At 67.3% G+C, this 26,494-nt stretch carries 23 protein-coding genes, 6 tRNA genes, 1 pseudogene and 1 riboswitch; of the genes and pseudogenes, 11 read left to right on the top strand and 19 right to left on the bottom strand.

The genetic code is table 11. The features are described from left to right. Positions 1–3 precede the first annotated feature (3 nt). Entirely contained in the window at positions 4–1,566 is a 1,563-nt protein-coding gene (locus tag IEW19_RS09405) for an ABC transporter ATP-binding protein (protein ID WP_188571370.1), read from the top strand. A 12-nt stretch (positions 1,567–1,578) separates the two neighbouring features. Here the strand turns inward: IEW19_RS09405 and IEW19_RS09400 are convergent, their stop codons facing one another. The 9 genes from IEW19_RS09400 to IEW19_RS09360 all read right to left on the bottom strand — a co-directional run bounded on the left by IEW19_RS09400 (position 1,579) and on the right by IEW19_RS09360 (position 11,638). Beyond that, complete coding sequence (locus IEW19_RS09400; RefSeq protein WP_188571369.1) at positions 1,579–3,744, bottom strand: 3-hydroxyacyl-CoA dehydrogenase NAD-binding domain-containing protein; 2,166 nt, start codon at positions 3,742–3,744, stop codon at positions 1,579–1,581. Then, entirely contained in the window at positions 3,741–5,021 is a 1,281-nt protein-coding gene (locus IEW19_RS09395) for a thiolase family protein (RefSeq protein WP_188571368.1), read from the bottom strand. The genes IEW19_RS09400 and IEW19_RS09395 overlap by 4 nt, the downstream gene beginning before the upstream one ends. Before the next feature lie 121 nt (positions 5,022–5,142). Continuing rightward, a complete protein-coding gene (locus IEW19_RS09390; protein ID WP_188571367.1) occupies positions 5,143–6,477 on the bottom strand; it encodes an HRDC domain-containing protein in 1,335 nt (444 codons plus the stop codon). A 12-nt stretch (positions 6,478–6,489) separates the two neighbouring features. Continuing rightward, complete coding sequence (locus IEW19_RS09385) at positions 6,490–7,185, bottom strand: DUF3000 domain-containing protein (protein ID WP_188571366.1); 696 nt, start codon at positions 7,183–7,185, stop codon at positions 6,490–6,492. Between the two features lie 55 nt (positions 7,186–7,240). Further along, complete coding sequence (locus IEW19_RS09380) at positions 7,241–8,338, bottom strand: threonine aldolase family protein (protein WP_188571421.1); 1,098 nt, start codon at positions 8,336–8,338, stop codon at positions 7,241–7,243. 43 nt (positions 8,339–8,381) lie between these two features. Continuing rightward, positions 8,382–9,101, bottom strand: coding sequence for an SDR family NAD(P)-dependent oxidoreductase (locus IEW19_RS09375; RefSeq protein WP_188571365.1), 720 nt, complete (start codon positions 9,099–9,101; stop codon positions 8,382–8,384). Between the two features lie 11 nt (positions 9,102–9,112). Then, entirely contained in the window at positions 9,113–10,480 is a 1,368-nt protein-coding gene (locus IEW19_RS09370) for a DUF6421 family protein (RefSeq protein ID WP_188571364.1), read from the bottom strand. 142 nt (positions 10,481–10,622) lie between these two features. Then, positions 10,623–11,132, bottom strand: a complete 510-nt coding sequence (gene msrB / locus IEW19_RS09365) for a peptide-methionine (R)-S-oxide reductase MsrB (protein WP_188571363.1) — start codon at positions 11,130–11,132, stop codon at positions 10,623–10,625. A 14-nt stretch (positions 11,133–11,146) separates the two neighbouring features. Continuing rightward, positions 11,147–11,638, bottom strand: coding sequence for a hypothetical protein (locus IEW19_RS09360; protein WP_188571362.1), 492 nt, complete (start codon positions 11,636–11,638; stop codon positions 11,147–11,149). Between the two features lie 158 nt (positions 11,639–11,796). On the opposite strand from IEW19_RS09360, the gene IEW19_RS09355 reads away from it, so the two are divergent. From IEW19_RS09355 to IEW19_RS09345, 3 genes are read left to right on the top strand one after another with little or no spacing between them, the layout of a single operon-like run. Beyond that, positions 11,797–13,086 carry an alpha/beta hydrolase family protein gene (locus tag IEW19_RS09355; protein ID WP_188571361.1) on the top strand — a complete coding sequence of 430 codons (1,290 nt, stop codon included), beginning with the start codon at positions 11,797–11,799 and terminating at the stop codon, positions 13,084–13,086. 1 nt (position 13,087) lies between these two features. Beyond that, complete coding sequence (locus IEW19_RS09350; protein ID WP_188571360.1) at positions 13,088–14,659, top strand: succinic semialdehyde dehydrogenase; 1,572 nt, start codon at positions 13,088–13,090, stop codon at positions 14,657–14,659. A gap of 53 nt (positions 14,660–14,712) precedes the next feature. Further along, positions 14,713–15,564 carry an SDR family oxidoreductase gene (locus IEW19_RS09345; RefSeq protein WP_188571359.1) on the top strand — a complete coding sequence of 284 codons (852 nt, stop codon included), beginning with the start codon at positions 14,713–14,715 and terminating at the stop codon, positions 15,562–15,564. Here the strand turns inward: IEW19_RS09345 and ybaK are convergent. Genes ybaK through IEW19_RS09330 form a run of 3 tightly spaced genes read right to left on the bottom strand, consistent with a single transcriptional unit; the run spans position 15,533 to position 17,467 of the window. Further along, positions 15,533–16,042, bottom strand: a complete 510-nt coding sequence (ybaK, locus tag IEW19_RS09340) for a Cys-tRNA(Pro) deacylase (protein WP_188571358.1) — start codon at positions 16,040–16,042, stop codon at positions 15,533–15,535. The two genes, IEW19_RS09345 and ybaK, sit on opposite strands and share 32 nt — an antisense overlap. Before the next feature lie 9 nt (positions 16,043–16,051). Next, positions 16,052–16,513 carry a SufE family protein gene (locus IEW19_RS09335; protein ID WP_188571357.1) on the bottom strand — a complete coding sequence of 154 codons (462 nt, stop codon included), beginning with the start codon at positions 16,511–16,513 and terminating at the stop codon, positions 16,052–16,054. A 30-nt stretch (positions 16,514–16,543) separates the two neighbouring features. Continuing rightward, entirely contained in the window at positions 16,544–17,467 is a 924-nt protein-coding gene (locus tag IEW19_RS09330; protein WP_188571356.1) for a sulfurtransferase, read from the bottom strand. 214 nt (positions 17,468–17,681) lie between these two features. Between IEW19_RS09330 and zapE the strand changes: the two genes are divergently transcribed. Further along, entirely contained in the window at positions 17,682–18,719 is a 1,038-nt protein-coding gene (gene zapE / locus IEW19_RS09325) for a cell division protein ZapE (RefSeq protein WP_188571355.1), read from the top strand. A 172-nt stretch (positions 18,720–18,891) separates the two neighbouring features. Here zapE and IEW19_RS09320 read toward each other — a convergent pair. From IEW19_RS09320 to IEW19_RS09290, 7 genes and pseudogenes are all read right to left on the bottom strand, one after another. Next, a pseudogene (locus IEW19_RS09320) lies at positions 18,892–19,801 on the bottom strand (benzoate/H(+) symporter BenE family transporter). Positions 19,802–20,009: 208 nt separating this feature from the next. Next, on the bottom strand, positions 20,010–20,273 hold the full coding sequence (locus IEW19_RS09315) for an antitoxin (RefSeq protein ID WP_229748402.1): 264 nt from the start codon (positions 20,271–20,273) through the stop codon (positions 20,010–20,012). Between the two features lie 157 nt (positions 20,274–20,430). After that, a tRNA-Val gene (locus tag IEW19_RS09310) sits at positions 20,431–20,502 on the bottom strand. Between the two features lie 33 nt (positions 20,503–20,535). Then, a tRNA-Gly gene (locus IEW19_RS09305) sits at positions 20,536–20,608 on the bottom strand. 56 nt (positions 20,609–20,664) lie between these two features. Then, a tRNA-Val gene (locus tag IEW19_RS09300) sits at positions 20,665–20,736 on the bottom strand. Positions 20,737–20,774: 38 nt separating this feature from the next. After that, positions 20,775–20,845: transfer RNA gene (locus tag IEW19_RS09295), tRNA-Cys, on the bottom strand. A 47-nt stretch (positions 20,846–20,892) separates the two neighbouring features. Further along, a tRNA-Gly gene (locus tag IEW19_RS09290) sits at positions 20,893–20,965 on the bottom strand. Positions 20,966–21,293: 328 nt separating this feature from the next. Here IEW19_RS09290 and IEW19_RS09285 point away from each other — a divergent pair. From IEW19_RS09285 to rpe, 6 genes are all read left to right on the top strand, one after another. Further along, positions 21,294–21,365 (top strand) — tRNA-Val (locus IEW19_RS09285). 104 nt (positions 21,366–21,469) lie between these two features. Beyond that, the gene (locus IEW19_RS09280) at positions 21,470–22,330 is read left to right on the top strand and encodes a cytochrome (protein ID WP_188571353.1); all 861 of its coding nucleotides are present in this window, start codon (positions 21,470–21,472) and stop codon (positions 22,328–22,330) included. Positions 22,331–22,407: 77 nt separating this feature from the next. Next, entirely contained in the window at positions 22,408–23,010 is a 603-nt protein-coding gene (gene def / locus IEW19_RS09275; protein ID WP_188571352.1) for a peptide deformylase, read from the top strand. Beyond that, a complete protein-coding gene (fmt, locus tag IEW19_RS09270) occupies positions 23,007–23,927 on the top strand; it encodes a methionyl-tRNA formyltransferase (RefSeq protein ID WP_188571351.1) in 921 nt (306 codons plus the stop codon). The genes def and fmt overlap by 4 nt, the downstream gene beginning before the upstream one ends. Continuing rightward, positions 23,924–25,543: an RsmB/NOP family class I SAM-dependent RNA methyltransferase gene (locus IEW19_RS09265; RefSeq protein WP_188571350.1), complete on the top strand. Its 1,620-nt coding sequence runs from the start codon at positions 23,924–23,926 to the stop codon at positions 25,541–25,543. The genes fmt and IEW19_RS09265 overlap by 4 nt, the downstream gene beginning before the upstream one ends. Before the next feature lie 5 nt (positions 25,544–25,548). Continuing rightward, on the top strand, positions 25,549–26,226 hold the full coding sequence (rpe, locus tag IEW19_RS09260; protein ID WP_188571349.1) for a ribulose-phosphate 3-epimerase: 678 nt from the start codon (positions 25,549–25,551) through the stop codon (positions 26,224–26,226). Positions 26,227–26,265: 39 nt separating this feature from the next. Continuing rightward, a riboswitch (FMN riboswitch) is annotated at positions 26,266–26,414 on the top strand. Positions 26,415–26,494 lie beyond the last annotated feature (80 nt).

Here is a 26,494-nt window from a genome sequence, read left to right as displayed (position 1 = left end):
TGCATGGCGGCAGCCGGCCTCGCCGTCCCCACGGACGGCCCTGTACTGGCCGCCGGGATCCGCCAGTTCACCTTCCACGACGCGCAGGCCCCCGCCCTGCGAAATGTGGCTGTTTCCTTTGCCCCGGGCTCCTTCACGGCCGTCCTGGGCGCCTCCGGAAGCGGCAAGTCCACCCTGGGCCGCCTCCTGGCCGGCTGGCTGCCGCCGGGCGGCCAGGGAACGCTGGCAGGGTTCCTTGAGTTGTCAGGCGCCCGGCTGGAGTTCGACGGCGGCAGCCGGGACCCGCGGATCGATCCGGCCCAGTGGGGCCGGCAGGTGGGTTACGTACCGCAGGACCCTGCCGCGGTCCTGTCCACGGTCCGGGCCACGGTGGCCGAGGAACTTGCGTTTGGCCTGGAAAATGCCGGCACGGAGCGGGGCGACATGAAAGCCGCCGTGGAGCACACCGCCGGGCTGCTGGGACTTCGCAGCCAGTTGGACCAGGATCCTGCGCGGCTCTCCGGCGGCCAGCTGCGGCGGCTCGCCATTGGCTGCGCGATCATCCCCGGACCTCCGGTGCTGGTCATGGACGAGCCCTTTGCCTCCCTGGACGCGGCAGGGACCACCGAGCTTGCCACCCTGGTCAGGGACCTCCTGAAGCGGGGTACCGCCGTCGTCATCCTCAGCCAGGCGGTGGACCCGCTGCTGATGGAGGCTGATGCGTGGGTGGTGCTGTCGGGCGGGACGGTCGCCGCGGGCGGTTCCCCTGCCGGCGTGGGGCACCACTCCGGGCTGCTGCCCCGGGCCATCCGGCGCCTTGGCGGAGTGGAGGCCGCAGCACCCTCCGTGCCCCGGCCGGCCGAGCGGCAGTCGGGACCGCCGGCACTTCAGCTCCGGGGTGTTTCCTTCGCGTACCCGGCATCGCCAGCCAGCCGCATGAAACGTCGAAAGTCCCCGCAGGCGGGGGAATTGAACGGCCCGGCGTTGGTGCTGCAGGACGTCAGCCTGGCAGTCCATCCGGGGGAAATCGTGGCTGTAACCGGACCCAACGGGGCAGGGAAATCAACCCTCCTGCGGCACTTCAACGGGCTGCTGCGCCCCGCAACAGGCAGCGTGGCCGTCTGCGGCGCTGACATCGCCAAAGCTCCGGTGGGAAAAACTGCGGCCTCCGTGGGCCTGCTCTTCCAGCAGCCACGTGACCAGCTGTTTGAACGGACCGTGCTGCGGGAGGTTCGGTTCGGGCTTGACCGGTTGGTCGGCCCCGCCATGGCAGCCCACCACGCCGCTGCGGCGCTGCGGGCGGTGGGCCTGGGCGATGCAGCCGAAGAGCATCCTGCCGAGTTGCCGGCCTCCGCCCAGCGCCTCCTGGCCCTGGCCACCGTCCTGGCCCGCAGGCCAGCCATCCTGGCCTTGGACGAACCTACCGTGGCGCTGGACGGGGACGGGCTGGCCCTGCTTGATGCCGCTGTACGCTCGGCAGCGGCGGGGGGCGCCGCCGTCGTGCTGGTCACCCACGAGCTGGGCTACGCACGTTCGGCGGCGCACCGCATCCTTGCGCTCGACGGCGGACGGCTCGTGCCGGCCTGAGCGCCGGCGTCGTTACCCTTCGGCGGGACTGGAGGCCGTGCCGGGCGCCAGGAAGCGCCTGCCGTTGACGCGCTCGGATGCGCCCACCCGGTCCAGGTACGGCGTGATGCCGCCCAGGAACATGGGCCAGCCCGCGCCCAGGATCATGCAGAGGTCGATGTCCTCCGGGCCGGCGACGACGCCCTCGTCCAGCATCAGGCCGATCTCTTCGGCCAGCGCATCCTGGACACGTTGCAGCACCTGCCCTGCCGTGGAAGGGCTGGAGCCGAAGGACATCAACTCAAGCGTGGAGTCGGGGATGGCCCGCGAACCATCCGGGGCGGCCTCCCACAGCGCCTTGACGTTGTTGTCGATAAGCTTCTTCAGGTTGTCCGAAACCGGGAAGCGGTCGCCGAAGGCCGCATGCAGGGACTCCTGGACGTGCTGCGCCACGGGCAGGCCCACCATGGCCAGCAGCGTGAAGGGCGTCATGGGCAGTCCCATGGGCCGCAGTGCGTCGTCGGCCACCTCCGCCGGGGTGCCTTCATCGAACGCAGCCGTCACCTCGCCCATGAGCCGGAGCAGGATGCGGTTGACCACGAACGCGGCCGCGTCCTTGACCAGGACGCCCGTCTTCTTCAAGGCCTTGGCCAGCTCAAAGGCGGTGGCCAGCACGGCGTCATCGGTCCTCGGGGCGCGGACAATCTCCAGCAGCGGCATGACGGCCACAGGGTTGAAGAAGTGGAAACCCACCAGCCGCTCCGGGTGCTGCAGGCCAGCGGCCATCTCCGTCACCGAGAGGGACGACGTATTCGTGGCCAGGATGCACTCCGGCGACACGATGCCTTCGAGCTCGGCGAAGACCTGCTTTTTGATGTGCAGTTCCTCGAAGACGGCCTCGATCACGAAGTCAGCGTCCGCGAAGGCTTCCTTTGACACCGACACCGTCACCAGCGCCTTGGTGCGGTTCGCCGCGTCCTGGCTGAGGCGCTTCTTGGCCAGCAGTTTGTCCACCTCGCCGTGGACGTAGGCCACGCCTTTGCCCACGCGGCCCTGGTCAATGTCAGTCAAAACCACGGGCACCTTCAGCTGGCGGGCAAAGAGCAACGCCAATTGGCCGGCCATCAGTCCCGCGCCCACCACTCCCACCTTGGTAACGGGGCGTGCCAGCTTGCGGTCTGGGGCCCCCGCCGGGCGCTTGGCGCGTTTCTGCACCAGGTCAAGGAAGGCGTAGACGGTGGAGCGGAACTCGTCCGTCTGCATCAGCCCGGCCAACGTTTCGCACTCCAGCGCCGCGGATTCCGCACTGGTCATGGTGCGGTTGGCTTCGAGCAGGTCCAGGACCTTGGCCGGGGCGGGGGAGGCGTTGGAGGTCTTGGCCTCGACGAACGTCCGGCCCGCTTCCACGGCCGCGGCCCAGCGGGCTGCAGCGCCAGGGGAGGAGGGATCGACGGCGTTGGGCCGCTCCGGGACCACCGCACCGGAGATGACGCCCGCCGCCCAGGCAAGTGACTGCTCCAGGAAGTCGGCAGGCTCGAAGGCGGCGTCGGCGATGCCCATGCCGAACGCCTGGGCACCGGAAAGGGTCCGGTTGTTGCTGAGGGGGTTCTCGATCATGACCTTGACGGCGTTTTCCGGGCCCACCAGGCGGGGGAGGATGTAGACGCCGCCCCAGCCGGGCACCAGGCCCAGGAACGCTTCCGGAAGCGCCAGGGCGCCTGCGCCGGTGGACACTGTCCGGTACGTGGACTGCAGGGCGATTTCCAGGCCGCCGCCAAGCGCCGCGCCGTTGATGAAGGCGAAGCTGGGGACGCCGAGGTTTGCCAGGGTTGCGTAAACGTCGTGGCCCAGCTGTGCCATCCACAGCCCGTGCTCACGCTTTTCCAGCGACTTCACGGCAGAAAGATCGGCGCCTGCCACCAGGTAATGCGGCTTGCCGGTCACGCCGACGCCCACGATTTCACCGCGGGCCGCCCGGCCCCGCAGGCCCTCCAGGACCGTTCCGAGCTCCACCAGGGTGTTGGGTCCAAGGGTGGTTGGCTTGGAGTGGTCCAGGTCGTTGTCCAGGGTGACCAGGGCAAAGGTGCCGGGGCTTGGCTTCCCCGCGGTGCCCGGCAGGGCGATGTCCTGCACGTAGGAGTGGGTCACAGTTTCGTTGGGGAAAAGGTCCGCCAACTTGCGGAAATCTGCGGCGCTCATGCGATGGCTCCTTCGGAAACGGTATCGGTGACGGCTTCCCCGGAGGGGGTTCCACTGTACTCGGGGTGGTGCGGGTTCTCCCAGATCACGGTGCCGCCCATGCCCAGGCCCACACACATGGTGGTGATTCCGTACCGCACGGAGGGGTCTTCCTCGAACTGGCGGGCCAACTGGATCATCAGCCGGACTCCCGAGGAGGCAAGGGGGTGGCCCACGGCGATGGCGCCGCCGTACCGGTTGACCCGGGGGTCGTCGTCGGCAATGCCGTAGTGGTCAAGGAAGCTCAGGACCTGCACGGCGAAGGCCTCGTTGATCTCGAACAGGCCAATGTCATCGATGGTGAGTCCGGCGTTCTTCAGTGCCTTTTCGGTGGCAGGGACGGGTCCGATGCCCATGACCTCCGGCTCCACCCCTGCATAGGCGTAGCCCACCAGCCGCATCTTCACGGGGAGGCCCAGTTCGGCGGCGGCGTCAGAGGATGCCAGGACTGCGGCGGTTGCGCCATCGTTCAGGCCGGCTGCGTTTCCTGCAGTGACCCTGCCGTGCGCGCGGAACGGGGTGCGGAGGCCGGCGAGGTCGGCCAGGGTGGTGCCGGGGCGGGGTGGTTCGTCCTTGCTGTGGACGGTCCAGCCTTCGCCTGGCTTCCGGGCAGCAACGGGAACCAGGTCCGGTTGGATCCTGCCGTCCTGGTACGCGGCCGCCAGCTTGTCCTGCGAAGCCACCGCATACGCGTCGGTGCGCTGCTTGGTGATGGCAGGGAAGCGGTCATGCAGGTTCTCGGCAGTGTTTCCCATGTTCAGGGCTGCCGGGTCAACCAGCCGTTCCGACATGAACCGGGGGTTGGGGTCGGCGCCGGAGCCCATGGGGTGGTGGCCCATGTGCTCCACGCCGCCGGCAACCACCACGTCGTAGGCGCCAAAGCCGATGCCGCCTGCCGTCGTGGTGACAGCGGTCATGGCGCCGGCGCACATCCGGTCGATGGCGAAGCCGGGGACCGTGCGCGGCAGGCCGGCCAGCAGCGCCGCCGTCCTGCCGAGGGTGAGGCCCTGGTCGCCGGTCTGGGTGGTCGCGGCAATGGCAACCTCATCGATCCGCTCCGCCGGCAGTGACGGGTTGCGGCGCAGCAGGCCGCGGATGCATTTCACGATCAGGTCGTCGGCCCGGGTTCCGGCGTAGATTCCTTTCTCGCCGGCCCTGCCGAAGGGTGTGCGGATGCCGTCAACAAAGACGACGTCGCGGACAGTGCGCGGGGATGCGCCGCTTCCGTGCTGGCTCACGTGTAACTCCTCATCGAGACGTAGCGCGCCGGGTGCATGCCGAAAGGCGGCAGCAGCCTGGCGTCGGTCACACCGATGTTACTCGTGAGTAACTTAGCCTGCAAGGGCTGAAGCTGGCTCGTTACTGGCTGCCCGCGGCTGCGACGGTCCTGGGCTCCTTGGGAGGCAGCGGCTGCGGGTCCAGGAAAGCGCGCGTGATCAGCGGGGCCGCGACTTCCACCTGCCACCTGCGGGCACCGAGTGCCCGCAACTCAGCGGAAATCGAGTCCTCCGTGACTTCTGCGGGCGGGCGCCATGCCACGCGCCGCAGGTAGTCGGGGGTCAACAGGTTTTCCAGCGGCAGGTTCAGCTCCTCGGCCCTTGCCTGGAGCAGTGGCCGGGCCGTGGCCAGCCGTGCGGCAGCGTCCGGATCGCGGTCTGCCCAGACGCGTGGCGGCGGTGGAGCGTTGGTGGCCAGGTGCAGGGGCGGCAGTTCCTCCATGTCCCGGGCCGCTGCGATGCAGCGGAGCCAACGCGGAGCTTCGCGCTGTGCCGCGCGCCCGTGGAACCCCTTGGTGCTGAGCAGCTGCGGGACAGTGGCGGGCATTGCCTTCGCCGCCGCCACGAGCGCCGAGTCCGGAATGAGCCTTCCGGGCGCCACGTCCCGCTTCTGGGCCAGTGAGTCGCGCTCCAACCACAGCTCGCGTACGGCGGCCAGTTGGCGGCGGTCCCGGATCTGGTGCAGGCCCGAGGTCTTACGCCATGGGTCCACACGGGGAGGAGCGACGCCGGCCTCAAGGATGGCGGCAAACTCCTGCTCGGCGTACTCCAGTTTCCCGTCCACCTGCAGCAGCTCGATGAGTTCCTCGCGCAGCTCGGTGAGGACTTCGACGTCCAGGGCGGCATAGCGCAGCCACGGCTCCGGCAGCGGGCGGGTTGACCAGTCCGCCGCGGAGTGCTCCTTGGCAAGTCCGAATCCCAGCAGCTGTTCGATGACCGCGGCCAGGCCCACGCGGGGCAATCCGGCCAGGCGCGCAGCGAGTTCCGTGTCGAAAAGCCTGTCCGGCCACATCCCGAGTTCCGAGAGGCAGGGCAGGTCCTGGCTTGCGGCGTGCAGGATCCATTCGACGCCGCGCAGGGCGTCGTTGATGATGTCCAGGTTCCCAAACGGCTCGGGGTCGATCAGCCAGGTACCGGCGCCCTCGCGGCGGATCTGGACCAGGAAGGCGCGCTGCCCGTAGCGGAAGCCGGACGCGCGCTCGGCGTCCACGCCGGCGGGACCGGTGCCGGCGGCAATCGCAGCCGCGCAGCGCTCCAGGCCGGCCTGGGTTTCGATGACCAGCGGAACGCCCTCGCGGGGAGAGTCAAGGTCGATGATTTGGGGGATGGGGCTGTCAAAGCCCTCCACCGTGATGTGGGGTGCGCCAGCAGCAGCCGGGACGCCGGCTGTGGTGTTTTCCGGAATGTTTGGGGTCATGATGCCCCCAGTTTACCGGGCTGCTCCATGACCGTTCTGCTGGCTTCGGCGCCGGGGCGGGAGTGCGGTGACGCCGTCGGGGAGCGGCGGCAGGCCGGCGAACGTGCACACCATGTCGGACCAGGCTTCGAGGTGGGCCTGGACGTCGGAGGAATCCGGTGTCCATGAGGCACGGAGTTCGATGTCGATCGACCCAGGCCGCCCCGCCAGGGTGCCAAAACTTTCGGAGAGGACGCGGGTGGCGGTGCCGCCGGCTGCCCGGTAGGCAGCCTTGTGGTTCTCCAGCGCCTCCACCAGCCACGTCCACGCCACGGTGCCCAGCATTTGGTCGTTGCCCATCTCCGGTTCCAGCTCGGCCCGGATGTAGGTAACAATGCGGAACTCGCCATCCCACACCGCTGAGCCGTCCGGATCGTGCAGCAGGATGAACCGCCCGGTGGCGAGTTCCGTCTCATCCTGGTCGTCTGTTCCCGAACCCGCTGTTCCGGATGCGGCGGCGAACGCCATCGCCGCAGGTCCGTGCACGGGCGTGGCGGGAGCACCGGCGCCGGGAGCCATCACTTCTGCGCCCAGTGCGACGGCGAAGGGTGCCAGCCGCGCGGGGGCGGGGATCTCCGCGAGGCGCAGTTCCTTTCGGCACCGGGCTTTCCGGAGGGTTCCCAAGGCGTGGAGAAAATCCGGGGGAACCTGGTCAAGTGCGTTCACCATGGCAGATTACGGGGCGGGACGGCGCCGGGCTGGAAGGCTCGCCGTCAGCGGCCGGTCACCCGGCCTGGCCGTCACGGTAATTCCGCAGTTCATGGCGGATCGCGGCAGCGAAGGCATCGACATCCTCCTCGGTGGTGTCAAAGGAGCACATCCAGCGGACTTCGCCGGCTGCCTCGTCCCAGTCGTAAAAACGGAAGGAGTTGCGCAGCGTGTCGGCCACCCCTGGAGGCAGGACAGCGAACACGCCGTTGGATTCGGTCTTCTGGGTGGGCCGGACGCCGTCAATGGTGTCGACGGCGGCACGCAGCCGGGCGGCCATGGCGTTGGCGTGCGAGGCCGAGCGCAGCCACAGGCCGCCTTCCAGCAGGGCGATGAACTGCGCGGACATGAATCGCATTTTCGAGGCAAGCTGCATGTCCATCTTGCGCAGGTAGAGCAGCCCGTGGGCCGCCTCCGGGTTCAGCGCCACCACCACTTCGCCGAAGAGCAGCCCGTTCTTGGTGCCGCCGAAGGACAGGATGTCCACGCCGGCGTCCGTGGTGAAGTCGCGCAGGGGGACGCCCAGGTGGGCAGCCGCATTGGCAAGCCGTGCCCCGTCCATGTGCAGCTTCATTCCCTTGGCGTGCGCGTGGTCGGCGATGGCGCGCACCTCTTCGGGGGTGTAGCAGGTGCCCAGTTCCGTGGTCTGGGTGATGGAGACGGCAAGGGGCTGGGCGCGGTGCTCGTCGCCCCAGCCCCAGGCTTCCCGGTCGATCAGTTCGGGGGTCAGCTTGCCGTCCGGGGCGGGGACATGCAGGAGCTTGAGGCCCCCGATGCGTTCGGGAGCCCCGTTTTCGTCCATGTTGATGTGGGCGGTGGAGGCGCACACCACGGCACCCCAGCGGGGCAGCAGGGACTGCAGTGACAGGACGTTGGCGCCGGTGCCATTGAAGACTGGGAAGCATTCGATGCCCGCGCCGAAGTGTTCCACCATCAATTCCTGCAGCCGCGCGGTGTAGTCGTCCTCGCCGTAGGAGACCTGGTGTCCGTCATTGGCCGCAGTAAGGGCTGCCAGCACCTCGGGGTGGACCCCGGAGTAGTTGTCGGAGGCAAAGCCGCGCACATTGGGATCGTGCAGCCGCAGCGCCGTGCCTGTTTCTGCTGTTGTCGTCATAGGGTTGCTCACGCTTTCAGTTTAGGGACAGTCACGGCGGCGGTCAGTCCGCCAGCCGGAGCCGGGCACCGTTGAGTTCGGCGGACGGAGTGCCGAAAAGCCGTACGACGGCGGCTGCCAGGTCGGCCACGTCGGTGGCACCAGGGAACTTCCGCCCGGGGTGGGCGCGGCGAAGCTCGTCGTCCACCAGGGCCTTGACCACCAGGACGGTGGCGGCGGCCGGCCCTCCGCCGGCCTGGGCAGCCCGGCGGAAGCCGTCCGCCATGGCCATGGTCCAGGCTTCCGCGGCCGCCTTGGCCGCCACGTAGCTCGCTGCCGCTGCAGTTGGCTTCTCCAGGGCTGTCGAGGACACTATGGCAAACCTGCCGCAGGCTGACGCGGCGATGTCATCGAAAAAGACACGTGAGACGTTGCGCAGGGTGGTCACGGCGCCGCGCTCCAGGAAGTCCCAGTCGTCGTCGGACTGGTCCACGATGCCCTTGGCCCCCCGCCAGCCGCCCACCAGGTGGATCACTGCGTCCACCGCCCCGACATCCCCGGACACGTCCTCGCGCAGCTGCCGCACGTCCGCCAAAACTGCGAGGTCGCACGTGAAGGGCGTGGCGCTGTCGCCCGCTTTCTCCGCTGCCGCCCTGATCCTGGCCTGGTCCGATCCCACCATGGACACCCGGTGGCCGGCAGCGGCGAGTGCCTGGGCAACAGCGATGCCTGATGCACCGCTGCCGCCAGTCACCAGGACGTTGAGGGGCCCGCTGCCACCCACGCCGGAACCTGTCACAGTGCGGAGCGGCCGGTGAGGCCGGCCGTGGACTCAATGACGGGGCGCATCTTCTTCTCCAATGCCTCGTAGAACATGGACAGCGGGAATTCGTCGTCCAGCACCTGGTCTGTGAGGCCGCGCGGGGTTCCCGCCAGCGGCAGCGCGTCCGGTCCCTTGGCCCACACGGAGGCCGGGTTGGGGGTGACGGTAGCCGAAACCAGCTGGTACGCCGCCAGCCAGTGTGCGGTCTTGGGCCGGTCGATGGAGCGCCAGTACAGGTCGTCGATGCTGGCTCCCAGTGCGATCACGGCGTCCGCCACCTCGTCCCAGTCGATGGTCAGCCGCGTGTCCGTCCAGTGCAGCACGTGCTGCTGGTGCAGCCACGCGAAGAGGAGCTGGCCGCCAAGGCCATCGTAGTTGCGGATCCGGCTGCCGGTGATGGCGAAGCGGAAGATGCGGTCGAAAATGATGGCGTACTGCACCAGCTTCGCGTGCCGCCGGGCTTCGGGGTCGGCGTCGTCGTCCTTTTCGATCCGGACCGATTCGCGGAACGCGGTGAGGTCGCAGCGCAGTTCCTCGAGCGAGTACAGGAAGTAGGGCATCCGCTGCTTGATCATGAAGGGATCGAACGGCAGGTCGCCGCGCATGTGTGTCCGGTCGTGGATCAGGTCCCACATCACGAAGGTGGCCTCGGTGATGTCCTGGTCCGCGAGCAGTTCAGCGGCGCCGTCCGGCAGCTCCAGCGAGGTGGTCTCCGCGGCGGCCTTCAGGACGCGGCGGAACCGGGCGGCCTCGCGGTCGGCGAAGATGGCGCCCCATGTGAAGGTGGGGGTCTGGCTGACAGCCACCGTCTCGGGGAAGAGGACGGCGGAGTTGGTGTCGTAACCCGGGGTGAAATCGACGAAGCGGATGGGGACGAAAAGCTGGTTCGAGTACTCCCCGGCCTCCAGACCCGCGATGAACTCCGGCCAGATGACCTCCACGAGCACGGCCTCCACTAACCGGTTGCTGCTGCCGTTCTGGGTGTACATGGGGAAGACCACCAGGTGCTGCAGGCCGTCCTCGCGTTGCGCCTGGGGCTGGAACGCCAGCAGCGAAGACAGGAAGTCCGGGACTGCGAAGCCGCCGTCGGCCCAGGCGGCGAAGTCCACGCAGGCGGCTTCCAGGTATCTTGCGTCGTGCGGAAAGGCGGGAGCCAGGGCCTGGATCGCTGCAACGATGGTGTCCACGTGCTGCGCGGCCGCCGCGCGGTTCGCGGGCTCAGGGACGGAGCCGTCCTGGACCTGGAGTTCCTGCAGGGCGGTGGCTGCGCCCTTGAGGCGGAGCCAGTCCTGGTTCTGCGCGGAAATCCCGGTAACGGCGGTGGTCAGGGTCTCTGTCATCGTCGGCTGCCTTTCTGGTTGCTTGCTTCTCTGGCGAGCGTAACAAGCAACCAGCAGGACTTATGCCCAAACCGGTTTCCGGTAAGAGGGTCTTATGCTCGACCGTTTCTCCAGCTCCCTGAGACAGCCCCCTACTGTGGGATCAAGGCTGGGAGGGGGTTTCCTTGGCCACCAGCCGGAGGGACACCGAGTTGATGCAGTAACGCTGGTCAGTAGGGGTACCGTAGCCCTCGCCCTCGAACACGTGCCCCAAGTGCGAGTCACAGGAGGCACACCGCACTTCAATCCTGTCCATTCCCAAGGTGCGGTCATGGATGTAGCGGACGTTCCCCTCAGCCAAAGGAGCCCAGAAGGAAGGCCAGCCACAGTGGGAGTCAAACTTCTCGGTGCTGGTGAACAGTTCAGCGCCACAGGCCCGGCACTGGTACACACCCTCGGTGTGGGTGTCCCAGTATTCGCCGGTGTAGGGCCGTTCGGTCCCGGCCTGCCGCAGGACGTGGTATTCCTCCGGAGTCAGTTCCTCGCGCCACTGGGCATCACTCTTCTGGTCGCCACTGTTTTGCTGTTCGGCCTCGGATGCATCGGAAGCCGGTGCCCCGCCAGCGATGCCTGTTGCCTTATTACCGAAGATGCTGTTTCCAAAGATGCTCATAGCATTCCCAACGCTCAGGAGTCGCCGATAAATCCCGAGCCGGCGTACAAGTGCAGCACGGGGACGCCGAGTTGGTCCTGGGCCTTGTTGGCCCAGTCGGTGTGGAAGGTATCGGCCACGGCGTGGGGCCTGGTGATCACCACGGCCTGGCCGGCACCGGTTTCGCGAACCTTCGCCACCAGGCCGTCCACGGCATTGCCGTCCATAACCTGGCCGGTCACCCCGGACCCCAGCCCGTCCAGCGCTGCGAGCGAGGCCGCAAGGGTTTCGTCCGCGTGCGCCCGCTCGACGGCGGCGTCCGGGTTGCGTGCCCCGAGTTCCCGGAAAGCCTTGGCAACGTCCAGCATGGACAGGTTTTCGAGGAAGTCCACCAGCAGGTGGCGCTCGGTGTTCGCCGGCACCAGGACCAGCAGGCGGCTGTCCGAACCATCCACCAGCCGTTCAATGTTCAGGCGGTCGTCCGCGCCCAGAGGTTCTTCGGTCAGGATGACGATGGGATCACTCATGGCCTTAGCCTAGTCCCGCCGGTGGGCGCCTGCACTGCACTTCCGGCCACCACGCTACGCCGTCCGGCGCCGTGCCGGTCCCGCCTGCGAATGCGGGTATCGGCGGCAACGCCGGTAAGAATAGTTCCATGGCACCTTTCCGGCGAGCGCGCCCTGCAATGACTGCACCCACCAGCGACTCCGGCGGGATGTCGCCGGGGGCCAAGTGGGCCATTGCAGGGGTCATCGCCGGCGGCTCGGTGGCGGCCCTGCTGGGGGCGGGGTCCTCTGCGCTCGCCGTGTACTTTGCCCGCCGCGTGATCACCCCTGCACGGCAACGGGTGGCGGACAAGGAAGTGCTGGCCGTAATCCGGGACGGGCAGACCCAGCAGGTGATCCTGGCCGCCAACGATGACACCACGGTGGACGGTGTCTACGGTTTCTTTTTCGACGGCGGCAAGGGCCATGCGCGGATCGGCCGCATCATTTCCTACTCGCCCGCCGAACGGACGGTCCTGCGCGAGGTCGAAGCCGTCTACAGCGGGGACCTTTCCACGGCCCGCTGGGGATGGTGGAGCGGCGCCACCTACCCGGACCCGGCCGCCGTCGGAATTCCGGCCGAAGACGTACTGATCCCCGTGGAGCGCGGCGAAGCACCCGCCTGGCTGGTCCGCGCCAAGGGAACGGCACGGACCTGGGCCATCATGGTGCACGGACGCGGGGCTACCCGGCAGGAGGCGTTGCGGGCGGTGGGACCGGCCCTGGAACTGGGACTGACCAGCCTCCTCGTGTCCTACCGGAATGACGGGCTGGCGCCATCGGCCGACGACGGACGCTACGGCCTGGGCTCCACGGAGTGGCAGGACATCGACGCCGCCATCGAGTACGCCCTGGCGCATGGTGCCGGGGAAGTTGTCCTGTTCGGCTGGTCCATGGGAGGGGCGATCTGCCTCCAGACGGCAGACCTCTCCCGCCACCGGCACCTGATCCGGGCCATGGTGCTGAACGCGCCGGTCATCGACTGGGTCACGGTGCTGGCGCACCATGCGCAGCTGAACCGGATCCCGTCGCTCGTGGGCCGGTACGGGCAGCTGATGCTTGGCCACCCGCTGGGGCGCAGGCTCACGGGCCTGTCCGCCCCGGTGGACCTTAAAGTCATGGACTGGGTGTCCCGGGCCGTTGAGCTGCGGACGCCCACGCTGATCGTCCACAGTGTCGACGACGAGTACGTACCGTACGAACCCTCCGCACTGCTGGCCGAACGGAACCCGGACATGGTGACGTTCGAAACGTTCAACCATGCCCGGCACACCAAGGAATGGAACGTGGACCCGGAACGCTGGGAGCGGCTGGTGAAGGCCTGGCTCCGGCAGCAGCTTGCTCCGCGCCTGAACCCGGGATCAGGGCTTGATAGGGGATCGCAGCCCGGTCCGGGATCGCCGGCCCGGCACAGCCCGGCGGAAGCCTGACATGGCAGCACGACGCCGGACAGGAACGGTCATTGACCGTGGCCGTGAGCTGGCAGCGGATCTTTCCCAGCTGGTGGCGGCCGCCCCAGGTGGTCCAACCCAGGCCTCGCAGGCCCCCTTCGACGGCACACTTGTGGGCGACGTGCCTGTATGCAGCACGCACGACGTCGATGCCGCCGTCGCCACTGCCCGCTCCGCGCAGCAGCACTGGGCCGGGATGCCCGTCGCTGAACGCCGCGCCGTGATCCGGCGCTTCCGGGAGCTGCTGCTGGGCCGGGAGCAGGACATCCTGGACCTGGTGCAGGCAGAAAGCGGCAAGTCGCGGCTGAGCGCCTTCGAAGAGCTTGCGGACGTTGTCCTCACAGCGGACTATTACGAGCGCACCGCGGAACGGTACCTCCGTCCGAGCCGCCGGAAGGGCGCCGCACCGGTCCTGACCCGCGCCACCGAGTACCGCGTGCCTAAAGGAGTGGTGGGGGTCATCAGCCCCTGGAACTATCCGCTGACCCTTGCGGTCTCCGACGCACTGCCGGCCCTGCTGGCGGGAAACGGCATCGTCCTGAAGCCGGATTCACAAACGCCTTTTACGGCCCTGCTGATGCTCAAGCTGCTTCGGCGGGCCGGCCTTCCTGAGGACCTGTTCCAGATCGTCACCGGGCCCGGCACAGCGATAGGCCCTGCCCTGATTGAGCGGGTCGACTTCCTGATGTTCACTGGATCCTCGAAGACCGGCAAGGCGGTGGCACGGCAGTGCGGCGCGCGGCTGATCGGCTTCTCCGCCGAACTCGGCGGCAAGAACCCCATGCTGGTGCTGGCCGACGCTGACCATGGCAAAGCCGCCAGCGGGGCGGTGCACGCCTGCTTTTCCAACTCCGGGCAGCTGTGCGTCAGCATCGAACGGATCTATGCCCACACTGATGTCTATGACAGCTTCCTGGCGGCATTCGTGGCCGAGGTGAAGGGAATCCGGATCGGCGCTGGCCGGGACTGGGACATCGGCATGGGATCGCTCATCAGCGAAGCCCACGTTGAGCGGGTGGACAACCACGTCCAGGACGCACTCGCCAAAGGCGCGCAGCTGCTGGCCGGCGGACGACGGAGGCCCGACCTGGGGCCGTCGTTCTACGAACCCACCGTCCTGGCGGGAGTCACGGAGGACATGCTCCTTGCCCGGGAGGAGACGTTCGGGCCGGTGGTTGCCGTCTACAGGGCAGTGGACGACGACGAAGCGGTCGCCCTGGCCAACGACTCGGACTTCGGACTGAACGCCAGCGTCTGGTCCGCCCGCCACGGGGAAACGGCCGCCCGAAAGCTCCTGACGGGCACGGTCAACGTCAATGAAGGCTACGCCGCAACCTGGGCATCGCACGACGCGCCGATTGGTGGAATGAAGGACTCCGGCGCGGGCCGCCGCCACGGGCGGGAAGGCATCCTCAAATACACTGAGCCGCAGACCATCGCCGTGCAGCGGCTGCTCCGGGTTGCGCCCGCCGCCGGGATGTCCAACCGTGCCTACGCGCGAATCATGAAAGGGGCCATCACGCTGGTGGGCCGCTTTCCCCGGAGCCGGTAACGGCACCGTTTCTTCCCGGCACAGTTGGTGCCGCCAAAACCAGGAGAACTGAGATGGCCAGAGGAACCCGACTTTCCGGCGCAACAGTGTTGATCACGGGAGGTGGAAGCGGGCTGGGTCGGCGCATGGCGCTTGGTGCCGCCCGGCGCGGAAGCCGGGTAATCATCTGGGATGTGGACGGCGGGCGGGGCGCAGCAGTGCGCGATGAAATCCGGGCCGCCGGAGGGCGGGCCGAGGCCCAGGCAGTGGACGTTGCGGACCGTGATGCGGTAAAGGCTGCGGCGGCCGGGGCGGGGCCCGTGGACGTCCTGGTCAACAACGCGGGGGTGGTCAGCGGCCAACAGCTCCTTGATGCCACGGATGAGGCCATCGAACGGACCATGCAGGTCAACGTCATGGCCTTGTACTGGGTTACGCGCGCCTTCCTTGGTGGGATGGCAAACCGCCGGCGGGGAACGGTGGTCACGGTTGCAAGCGCTGCCGGGCTGGTGGGAGTAGCCCGGCAAACCGATTATTCCGCCAGCAAATTCGCCGCCTTCGGCTTCAACGAGTCACTCCGGGCGGAGGTCCGGGCCGGAAAACTGGGCGTCAACACGCTGGTGGTGTGTCCCTATTACATCGACACAGGCATGTTCGAAGGCGTCCGGACCCGGTGGCCCAGGCTCCTGCCCATCCTCCAGGAAGAGCAAGTGGCAACCAGGGTGCTTGACGCCATCGAGGACGGCCGCCAGGAGCTCGTCCTGCCGTCCCTCGTGAACCTGCTTCCGGTCCTGCGGCTCCTGCCGGTCAGCGTCTTTGACCGGCTCATGGACGTGCTGGGGGTCAACCGGACCATGGACCACTTCACCGGCCGCTCCAGCGAGGTCCCGCCGGCTAAGGCCGCAGGCCCGACGCCAGCGAGCTGATGGGCGCCGCGACTGCGTCCGTCAGCCGGATCAGGTCGGCCGGGGCCAGCTCAATGTCCAAGCCCCGCCTGCCCCCCGATACCAGCAGGGTGGCCAGTGCCAACGCGCTGGAGTCCAGCACCGTGGGGGAAGGCTGGCGCTGGCCGAGCGGGGAGATGCCGCCCAGGACGTAGCCGGTGCGCCGCTGGGCTGCGGCAGGATCCGCCATGGCAGCTTTTTTGGCTCCCAGCGCGCTGGCCATTGCCTTCAGGTCAAGCGTCCCGCTGACCGGTACGATGCCCACCGCGAGCCGGCCCTCCACCTCCACCATCAGGGTCTTGAAAACACGGGACGGTTCGATGCCGAGGGCTTGGGCAGCCTCGGCACCATAGCTGGCCGCAGAGGGATCGTGGGCATAGGGGTGCAGCACATAGGGAACCCCGGCTGCGGTGAGTGCCGCTGTAGCCGGGGTTCCCTGGGAGCTGTTCCTGCGTGCCATTGACGCGCGTCAGGCGTGGGCGCGGGAGGCTGCGGCCACCTTGCGCTTGATCCTTCCCAGCATGGCAGTCATGCCCCTCATGCGCAGCGGCGTGATGGCCCTGGTGAGCCCCAGCAGTTCCGGCATGTCGTCCGGCACGGACAGGATCTCCCCTGCGGACAGGCCGTCCAGGCCCTCATGCAGGACGCCGGCAAAACCGCGTGTTGTGGGAGCCTCCGCGGGGGCTTTGAAGTAGAGACGGACGGCGCCGGCGGGACCGGCGTCGTTCTTCTCCGTCTCAATGGTGAGGAACAGCGGCGACTGGCACTCCACAACCTGCTCAAGGAGTTCGGGGTGGTCCCTGAGCCGGTCCGGGAGCTCAGGCAGTCCTTCCGAGAACTCCAGCAGCAGCTGCAGCCTCTCGGGCTCGGACAGAACCTGGAAGTCGTCCACGATCGCCGCCAGGGCGGAAGGCAAAGCTTGAGTAGTCATCATTCCAAGTCTACGCGGGAGAGCCGCACGTCACGCTCGAACGGCGACGGGAAAGGATCCGCGCTCGGCGCCTTTCACGATCGGCACACGGACGGCATTGCCCCACTCGGTCCACGAACCGTCATAGTTGCGGACGGTCTCGAAGCCCAGGAGGTACTTCAGGGCGAACCAGGTGTGGCTGGACCGTTCGCCGATGCGGCAGTACGCCACCACGTCGTCGCCCTCGGACAGGCCGGCTTCGCCCAGGTAGATGGCCTCCAGCTCTTCCCTGCTCCGGAAGGTCCCGTCGGCCGCGGCCGCGCGGGCCCAGGGGATGGACGCGGCGGTGGGGATGTGGCCGCCGCGCAGGGCGCCCTCCTCCGGGTAGGCAGGCATGTGGGTGCGCTGGCCGGTGTATTCCTCGGGGGAGCGGACATCAATGAGGGGCCTGCCCAGGTGTGCCAGGACGTCGTCCTTGAAGGCGCGGATGGGGGCGTCGTCGCGCTCGACCACCGGGTAGTTGCCGGGAGCGGGGGCCGGCTTGTCCTTGGTCAGTTCCCGGCCTTCGGCAACCCACTTATCCCGGCCGCCGTCGAGCAGCCGGACGTCCCGGTGGCCGAAGAGCGTGAAGACCCAAAGGGCGTAGGCTGCCCACCAGTTGGACTTGTCACCGTAGATGACCACCGTGCTGTCGCGGGAAATGCCCTTGGACGCGGCAAGCCCTGCGAAGGCCGCACCGTCGATGTAATCGCGGGACACTTCGTCATTCAGGTCCGTGTGCCAGTCAATCTTGACCGCGCCGGGAATGTGGCCCGTCTCGTAAAGGAGCACGTCCTCGTCGGATTCCACCACGATGAGCTCGCCGTTTTCCACGGCGCCGCCCTCGATGGCTGCCGCAAGCCACTCCGTGGAAACGAGCCGGTCCGGATGGGCGTAGGCTGCGAACTTCTCATTCTGTTCAACCGGGTAGGGCATAATTTGGCCTTTCAGTAAGAGCACGGGAAACCGCGGAACCGGCATTGGCACCTGTTCCCACCCTAGCCAGCGCCCGAGTCCTTGTCCGTATTCCGTTAACAGGGCGAAATGTTGCCTTCATCACGCTGCAGGGCGTGAGGCAGGCGTGCAGCCGGGTGGGGTCGGCATTGCCGGTATCCTTTCTGGGGACCAACCACCAGCAGAACGGACCACCTTGGTACAGATCGAACAGCTTGCCGCCCGCACTCCGGCAGTTTCGGTGGACGAACTCCTCAAGGGCTTCTACCCATCGCCGCGGTTCGGGGAGGTTTCCTTTTCGAGCTACCGCCCGGACCCCAAGCAGCCCAGCCAGGCCGGGGCCGTGCGTGCCCTCGAGGGATTTGCCGACGGCGTGGGGTCGGGTAACGGGGGTGGCTTGTTCAAGAAGCTGTTCGGCAAGAAGGACGAATCCCGGGCGGGCATTTACCTGGACGGCGGCTTCGGGGTGGGCAAAACCCACCTGCTCGCGTCACTGTGGCATGCAGCGCCGGGGCCCAAGGCCTTCGGCACGTTCGTTGAGTACACCAACCTGGTGGGCGCCCTGTCTTTCCGCAAGACGGTGGAGGCCCTCAGCAGCTACCAACTCGTCTGCATCGATGAGTTCGAACTCGATGATCCGGGCGATACCGTCCTCATGTCCCGGCTGATGCGGGAACTGGCCGACGCCGGCGTCAAGCTTGCGGCAACGTCCAACACACTGCCCGGATCGCTGGGGGACGGCCGTTTCGCCGCCGTTGACTTCCAGCGTGAGATCCAGGTCCTGGCAGACCAGTTCGATGTCGTCCGCATCGACGGCGAGGACTTCCGGCACCGTGGGCTTCCGGCTGCGCCCGCCCCGCTGCGGAACAGTGAACTGTCCACGCACATGAAGGCGGAGTTCGACGGGAAGACCGTGGCCCAGGACGAGTTCTCCACCCTTATCCACCACCTGGCCGGTGTGCACCCCAGCCGCTACCGGCAGCTGATCGACGGCATTGACGGCGTGGTGTGGCGCAACGTGGAAACCATCACCGAGCAGGCTGTGGCCTTGCGGTTCGTGGTGCTGGCAGACAGGCTTTACGACAAGGACGTTCCCATCCTGGCCAGCGGTGTCCCCTTCGACAAGCTGTTCACGGAGGAAATGATGACCGGCGGGTACATGAAGAAGTACTTCCGCGCCGTTTCCCGCCTCACCGCGCTGGCGCGGGAAGGCCAGAACCACGAACCCAGCTAGGGGTTGGCCCAGCTTTCCTGCGCGGTCCAGCCCAAAGAGGGGCACTTTGACACGGACACGCGGCGGCCTTAGTCCGTTTACGGGGTTTCGTCGCCCCAAAGCCGCCCATGACGGCGGCAGTCACCTCGCGTCGAAGCTCTCCGGGCGCTTCCTTCAGCCCTGCACACCGCGGTTATTCAGGACTGACCGCACTACAAGCCCCGGCCAGCAGTGCCCAGAACGCGGACCCGATACCGGCGAAAGCGAGGCCTGAAGCCGCCATGAGGAAAGTAACCGCCGGCGCCCGGCTGACAACCGACACCAGGGCAGCGGAAAAGGCAGCCAAACGGTGCCCCCACGACAGTCCCCGCTCCCGTGACCAGCATCGCCGGCCGCCACGGGGTTTCGTATCCGAAGGACCGCAGGACAGCCACCCCGGGAACATTCTGCGACGCCATGGTCACCACGAACAACGGGACCGCAGTGCCCGCCATGGCCTGCAGGCTGAATGCGGGCGTGGTCCAGGTGAGTGCCGTCATGAGGGCTCCCGGGTCCAGCGACGTCCCGGCCGAGGCCAGGGAAATTCCTATCACTCCCAGTGCCACGAGCAAGGCGCCGGGAACGGCCCACCGCGGAGCGAAGTTCATCATCACCAGCCAGCAGAGGATTACCGGTGCCACGAACGTCGGGACGGTGCCCAAGGCTTTGAACGGGGCCAGGCAGGGCTGCAGCAGGACCCCGGCCAGCATTGCCTGCGCCAGGGAGGCGGGGATGCGCGTCATCAGCCTGCCGAGCGCCGGCACTATGCCGGTCAGGGCCGGCAGCAGGCCCGTCCCAATGAAGGCCCCGACGGCGGCCGGCCACCCGCCGTCGGGGGTTCCCGGTGCAGCGAGCAACGCCGCGCCCGGCGTGGACCGGGCCAGGGTCACCGGAACCCTGGAGCGCCAAGCGAGTACCAGGACGCCAAGTCCGACGGCGAGCGTCAGTGCCAGCAGGCCCGACGCTGCTTGGGCGGGACCGGCACCCACTGCCCTGAGGCCGGCCAGGACCACGGCAAATGATGACGTGAAGCCCATCAGCGCGGTGACGATGCCGGCGACCACGGCACTGGAGTTGGTCCGGGCGGGCCCGGCTTTTGTTGTGTTGGCGGGTGCGGGGGGACTGGGGCATACGGCAGGGTACCGTCGGAGGTTTGGTAACCGGCAATTGGGGCTGCAGGAAACGGTCGCTTAAACGCCAAAGGTGCGGGCGCCGCCTCCCGGCGGGACCCGCACCTCCTTGACGTGCCGGGCAAAGCCCTGGCCAAATCCTTTACGGAGCCCTGTTCACCGGCGGAACCGGATTTCCAGGAGCTGCCGGGGGAACCTGCCCGGCGGCAGGTGCCTGTCCCGGGGTGCCGTTCTTGTCAACGAGCTTGGAAGCGCCATCCTGGATCTTGTCGACGTGGCCTGCGTACTTGCCGCCGGTCCTGGTGTCGACGAAATCGCCGGCCTTGGTGATGCCGTCCTTGATGGTCTGCTCGTTGCCGCGGATGAGACCCTGAGCCTTGCCCTTTAGGTCGTCAATCAAACCCACGGGCACCTCCCTTCTGTCGCGGAGCCAGGTCGCTCCTCGCGCATTCGATCCTATCGGGGCGGGGGAGGCGTGCCAAGGGAATCACGTTCGCCTGCAGCGGATGGGGCGGAACCCGCGGAAACGAAAAAAGCAGCTCCGCAGAGCTGCTGTGCATGTGTGGGCGATACTGGGATCGAACCAGTGACCTCTTCCGTGTCAGGGAAGCGCGCTACCGCTGCGCCAATCGCCCGGGACCGGAAGACCGGCTTATGGGATATAAGAGAGCGGACGACGAGATTCGAACTCGCGACATCCACCTTGGCAAGGTGGTGCTCTACCAGCTGAGCTACGTCCGCATTGTACAGATTGTCCCGGCGATACCGGTGTTACTGCGGGCAAGTTGCCTTGCCAGTGGGCGATACTGGGATCGAACCAGTGACCTCTTCCGTGTCAGGGAAGCGCGCTACCGCTGCGCCAATCGCCCATTGCATCCGGAAAATCCGGAAACCATGGTTTTCACCGAGGTGGGTACGGGATTCGAACCCGTGTATACGGCTTTGCAGGCCGCTGCCTCGCCTCTCGGCCAACCCACCGTGTTAGCGTCCATTCCGAAGAATGTTTGCTGTGACAGTGTCCTGCGAGCGGACGACGAGATTCGAACTCGCGACATCCACCTTGGCAAGGTGGTGCTCTACCAGCTGAGCTACGTCCGCATTTTGGAGGCTTGATTCCTTGCCGTTTCCGGCATTTCCTCGCGTTCCAACGAGTAAAAACAATATAGGAGGTTCCGGGAAACTCCAAATCGCTCCGGCGCATCGAGGTCACGCCGCCCGGGCATCCCTGCAATGGCGCGGATTTAGGAAGTTACAGGCGTGTAATTTCCGGCGCCGCGAAGCCGGCTTTGCGGACTTGGTGCAGCCCGGTGTCGTGCTTACCCGGGCGCTGGCCGGGCACTCGGGTGGGCTGCGGGTACCAGGTCTTTGGCGCGGTGCCGCCGATTTTTGAAATGTGCCGGAGGTGGGCTAGCATTCAAATGCATCGGGGCGATTGGCGCAGTGGTAGCGCGCTTCGTTCACACCGAAGAGGTCACTGGTTCGAACCCAGTATCGCCCACCGCAGAGGTCCGTTTCCGCTCATCCGCAGCGGAAGCGGACCTTTTTTGTGTCCGGCTCCTGCCCCCGGAGATTTTGTCGGCCCCCTGTGAAAGAGTCTTTTGTATGACTGATCCGCTTCTCGCCCACGCCACCGAATACGGCCGGATGTATGCACGGTCAACGTCCGAGCAGTTTTCGGTTCCTTCCATCACCACGGTGATCAGCCAGCAGCCGCACGGCCTCGATGGCTGGTTCGGTTACATGGGGGCGAGCAGCCTGGCCAAGGATCCGCTGCTCTCGGACTGCCTGGGGAGCCCGGCCAAGATCAAACAGGCCATCAACCGTGCGGCAAAGGCTGCCGAAACCTACCGGGACGACGCCGCGCGGCGCGGGGACCGGGTCCACAATTACTGCGAGCAGGTGGCCCTCCGTGCTCTGGGGCGCCCGCACTCCATGAAGGAGGCCCGGGAGGCGTTGGCCGCCAGCGGCGAGGAGGCCTTCGCTGTCCGCTTCGACGAATGGTGGGAACTCTTCCAGGTGGAGCCCATCGCCCCTGAGATCACGGTCTGGAATAACTCCGTGGGGTACGCCGGGACCCTTGACCTGGTGGCCCGCATCAACGGCCGCATTTGCCTGATCGACTACAAGACCAAGGGCACAACGCGGGACGGGCTGGTCAAGCCGCTGGATGACAAGGTAGTGATGCAGCTGGTGGCGGGCATGAAGGCGGAAGAGAGCCTCGTGGATCCGGAGGCTGGAACGTGGGAGCCATGGAAGTACGGGGAGACCCCGGTCCTCCTGGCTGTCGCCATCGGCGAGACCGAGGTCCGCCCCGTCCGCGCCAACCCCGAGGTCCTCAAGCACCACTGGTGGAAGTTCTGCGCCCTGCGCCGGGTCTGGGAACTCTCCGCGGACACCATCAGTGCCGGCACCGCCCTGCTGCCCATCGCGCCCCCGCCCCTGGCGCAGGCCCGCACGGCCTAAGGCACGGATATACCCGTTGAGACTGCACCTAAACTGGATAGGTTCCCTTTGCCGCCAACCGTGAGGACAAACAGCGCATGGCTATTCTGAATATCCGCATCATCGGCGACCCTGTGCTGCGCACAGTTGCCGATCCCGTGACGGAATTCGGACCCGAGCTTGCCAAACTGGTCGCCGACATGACCGAAACGATGGAAGACGTGGACGGCGCCGGGCTGGCCGCTCCCCAAATTGGCATCAGCAAGCGCGTCTTCACCTACCGGATAGACGGCGTCGAAGGGTACATCATCAATCCGGTCCTGGAGAACAGCGCGGACTACCAGCCGGACCACGTGGAAGGCTGCCTGTCCATCCCGGGCCTGGGCTTCCCGGTCCGCCGTTTCCGTGCCACCCGGGTCACAGGTGTGGACATGCACGGCAACCCGGTATCCATCGAGGGCGAGGGAATGCTGGCCCGCTGCTTCCAGCATGAAAATGACCACTTGGACGGCATCCTTTATACCGACCGGCTTGAGGGTGAGGACCGGAAGTCGGCTCTGCGCTCCATCCGCAACGCCAATTACGACGCCGTCACCGAGCGCACCACAGCCAAGCGCGCCAAGAGCGTCGGGTCGAGTTTCGGCGGGGCGAGCTTTGGCGGAACCGGCACCCCGGGCTCCAGCTTCGGCGCAGCCGGGTGAGGGTCCTCTTCGCGGGAACCCCCGCCGTCGCGGTCCCGTCCCTGGACGCGCTTGTAGGTGCCGGGTTCGACGTCGTTGCTGTCCTGACCCGTCCCGACGCGCCGGTGGGCCGGAAGCGGGTGCTCACGCCGTCGCCCGTTGCGCAACGTGCCGCCGAACTGGGCATTGCGGTCATCCATGCCGCACGCATCGATGCAGAGGCCATCGCCAGTATCTCCGCCGTGCAGCCGGACGTGGCGGCCATCGTCGCCTACGGCGGACTAGTTCCCCGTGACGCCCTGGGCATCCCACGACACGGCTGGGTCAACCTGCACTTCTCCCTGCTGCCGGCCTGGCGCGGGGCGGCGCCCGTCCAGAGGTCCGTCATGGCTGGAGACGATGTCACGGGTGCAGTGACCTTCCAGCTCGAGGAAGGACTCGACACCGGTCCCGTGTTCGGCACCCTGACGGAGGCCGTCCATCCCAGCGACACGGCCGGCGATTTGCTTGAGCGGCTGTCCCTCAGCGGTGCAGTCCTGCTGGCGCAGACGCTGTCCGCCATCGACGCAGGAAAGGCATCACCGCAGCCGCAAGCCGGCGATGTCTCGCTCGCCCCAAAACTGACCCTGGAGGATGGCCGCCTTAACTGGGCCCATCCCGCCCTTGCCATCAGCAGGCAGGCGCGTGGCGTCACCCCCGAGCCCGGTGCCTGGACCCTTCTGGACGGGCAACGGGTCAAACTTGAGCCCGTACGGCTCCGCCCGGATATTCCAGGACTAGCCCCGGGCTCGGTGTCAGTCCACGGAAAGAGCGTCCTGGTAGGCACAGGGTCGCACGCGGTGGAACTCACCCGGATCCAGCCTGCCGGGAAAAAGATGATGGCTGCGGCCGACTGGGCGCGCGGCATGGCTTCACTGGAAAGTGTGGTGTTCGAATGAGCGGGTCCGGCGGCGACGCAGGAGGACGGGGAAGCGCCGGGGGACGCAGCAATACCGGGAAGAACGGGCAAGGCGGCAGTGGCGGGGGCCGCGGCAATGGCGGGCCCCGGGATGCCAGCCGGCGGAACGCCAAAGGGCGGGAACGCAACCGGGGGCCGCAAAGGAACTTCACGGAGCAGGCACCGTCGCAGCGGAGCAGGCGAGCCGACCCCGCACGCCTGGTGGCCTTCGAGGTGCTGCGCGCCGTGGCAGAAGAGGACGCTTATGCCAACCTGGTCCTGCCTGCGCGGATACGCCAGCACCACCTGGATAAGCGCGACGCCGGTTTTGCCACCGAACTGAGCTACGGTGCCCTGCGCAGCCAAGGCACCTACGATGCCATCCTGGCGCGCTGCGTGGACCGTCCCCTGGCCCAGCTTGATCCCGCAGTCCTCGACGCCCTCCGTATAGGTGCGCACCAGCTGCTGGCCATGCGGGTCCCGGCCCACGCTGCCCTGGACCAGACCGTGGGCCTTGCCCGCGCCGTCATCGGTGCCGGACCCTCAACGTTGATCAACGCCGTCCTCCGCAAGGTTGCCGCCCACCCCCTCGAGGAATGGTTGGACCTGCTGGTGGCCGGCGAAACGGACGAGACGAAAATTGCCTCGCTCAGGTATGCGCATCCCGAATGGATTGTCCGGGCCATGCGCCAGTCGCTGGTGGCCCACGGCCGCCCCGCAGCCGAAATCGATGAGTTGCTGGAAGCTGACAACGCCGCCCCCGTGGTCAACCTTGTGGCACTGCCCGGGCTCGGCAGCCTTGACGAGGCACTGGAAAACGGCGCAGCCCCCGGGGAGCTCGTGGAAGGCTCTGCCCTTTCCAGCGGCGGGGACCTGGGCCGCCTGGCGTCCGTGCGCGCCGGTACCACCCGGGTGCAGGACGTCGGGTCACAACTGGTGGCCAGGGCGCTGGCCGCTGTGGACCTCGGGCCGGCAAAGGATGGGGATCGCACCGATAGCGCACCGCATGCCGGAGCCCCTGAAGCATGGCTCGATCTCTGCGCCGGCCCTGGCGGAAAAGCGGCCCTCCTGGGCGCGCTGGCGCACCAGCGCGGTGCCACGCTGCTCGCGAACGAACCCGCCCCGCACCGCGCGAAGCTGGTGAGCCAGGCGTTGTCCGCCATTCCGCACGGCAGCTGGCAGGTCCGCACCGGCGACGGGCGGGATGTGGGAGCCGAGCAGCCGGAGCGGTACAACCGCGTACTGGTGGACGTTCCCTGCACCGGCCTGGGAGCCCTGCGCCGCAGGCCGGAGTCCCGGTGGCGGCGCTCACCCAAGGACATTGCGGACCTCGGCCCGCTGCAGCGCGACCTGCTGGCCTCCGCCCTGGCGGCAGTCCGGCCCGGGGGAGTGGTTGCCTATGTGACCTGTTCACCGCATCCTGCCGAGACCACAGCAGTTGTGGCCGACGTCCTCCGGAAACGCACCGACGTGGAACTCCTTGACGCCGGGGCCGCCCTTGACGCAGTCAGCCTGACCGGCAGCCTCGGCGCCGGCCATGAGCTGACAGGGCAGCTCTGGCCGCACATCCATCAAACCGATGCCATGTTTTTGGCCCTCATTAAAAAGAAAGCCTGATCCCTGTGACGCAATGCTGCATCAACCCGAGCATCCTCTCTGCCGACTTCGTCAACCTTGAGGCGGAACTTCAGCGGATCAGCAATGCAGATGCCGTGCACGTGGACGTGATGGACAACCACTTCGTCCCCAACCTGACCCTCGGGCTGCCTGTGGTGCAGCGGATCCAGGCCGTCAGTCCGGTTCCGCTCGACGCCCACCTGATGATCGCCGATGCCGACCGATGGGCGCCCGGGTTCGCCGATGCCGGCCTGGCCTCGGTCACTTTCCACGCCGAGGCGTCCATTGCGCCCATCAAGCTGGCACGGGAGCTGCGCAGCAGGGGATCCCAGGCGGGGATGGCCCTGCGGCCCGCCACTCCGGTGGAACCGTACCTGGACATGCTGGCGGAACTGGACATGCTGCTGATCATGACCGTGGAACCGGGCTTCGGTGGCCAGGCGTTTCTGGATGTCACCCTGCCCAAGATCCGCAGGGCCCGCGCGGCCGTGGAAGGCTCCGGACTTGGTGTGGCCATCCAGGTGGATGGCGGCATTACGGAAGAGACCATCGGCCGCGCCGCTGAGGCCGGTGCCAATGTCTTTGTGGCGGGCTCCGCCGTCTACGGCGCCGACGATCCGGCCGCAGCCATCAACCTGCTGCGCGAAAAAGGCGCCAGGACATTACGCGCGGCGACGGAATAAGCGGACGCCGCTGCCGGTTGTGGCAGAATAACAACACACATACGTGCTCCGGGGTCGGTGTAAGTCCGAACCGGCGGTGACAGTCCGCGACCCGCGAGCCGGCGTTCTCCCAGGGGGATTCCGGCAGACGGTTGAACCGGTGGAATTCCGGTACCGACAGTTAAAGTCTGGATGAGAGAAGCACGTACAGCTGTATCTGCGGGTTTTTGGACCCCGCAGCGTTCTGCTGTCGTATTCCCCGGAGCCATCGCGGTTCGACAGGGAAGGA

This window comes from Arthrobacter liuii (assembly GCF_014639275.1).
Lineage (GTDB): Bacteria > Actinomycetota > Actinomycetes > Actinomycetales > Micrococcaceae > Arthrobacter > Arthrobacter liuii.
Note: the sequence above shows the minus strand (reverse complement) of the source record. Positions and strands in the feature narration are given on the sequence as shown.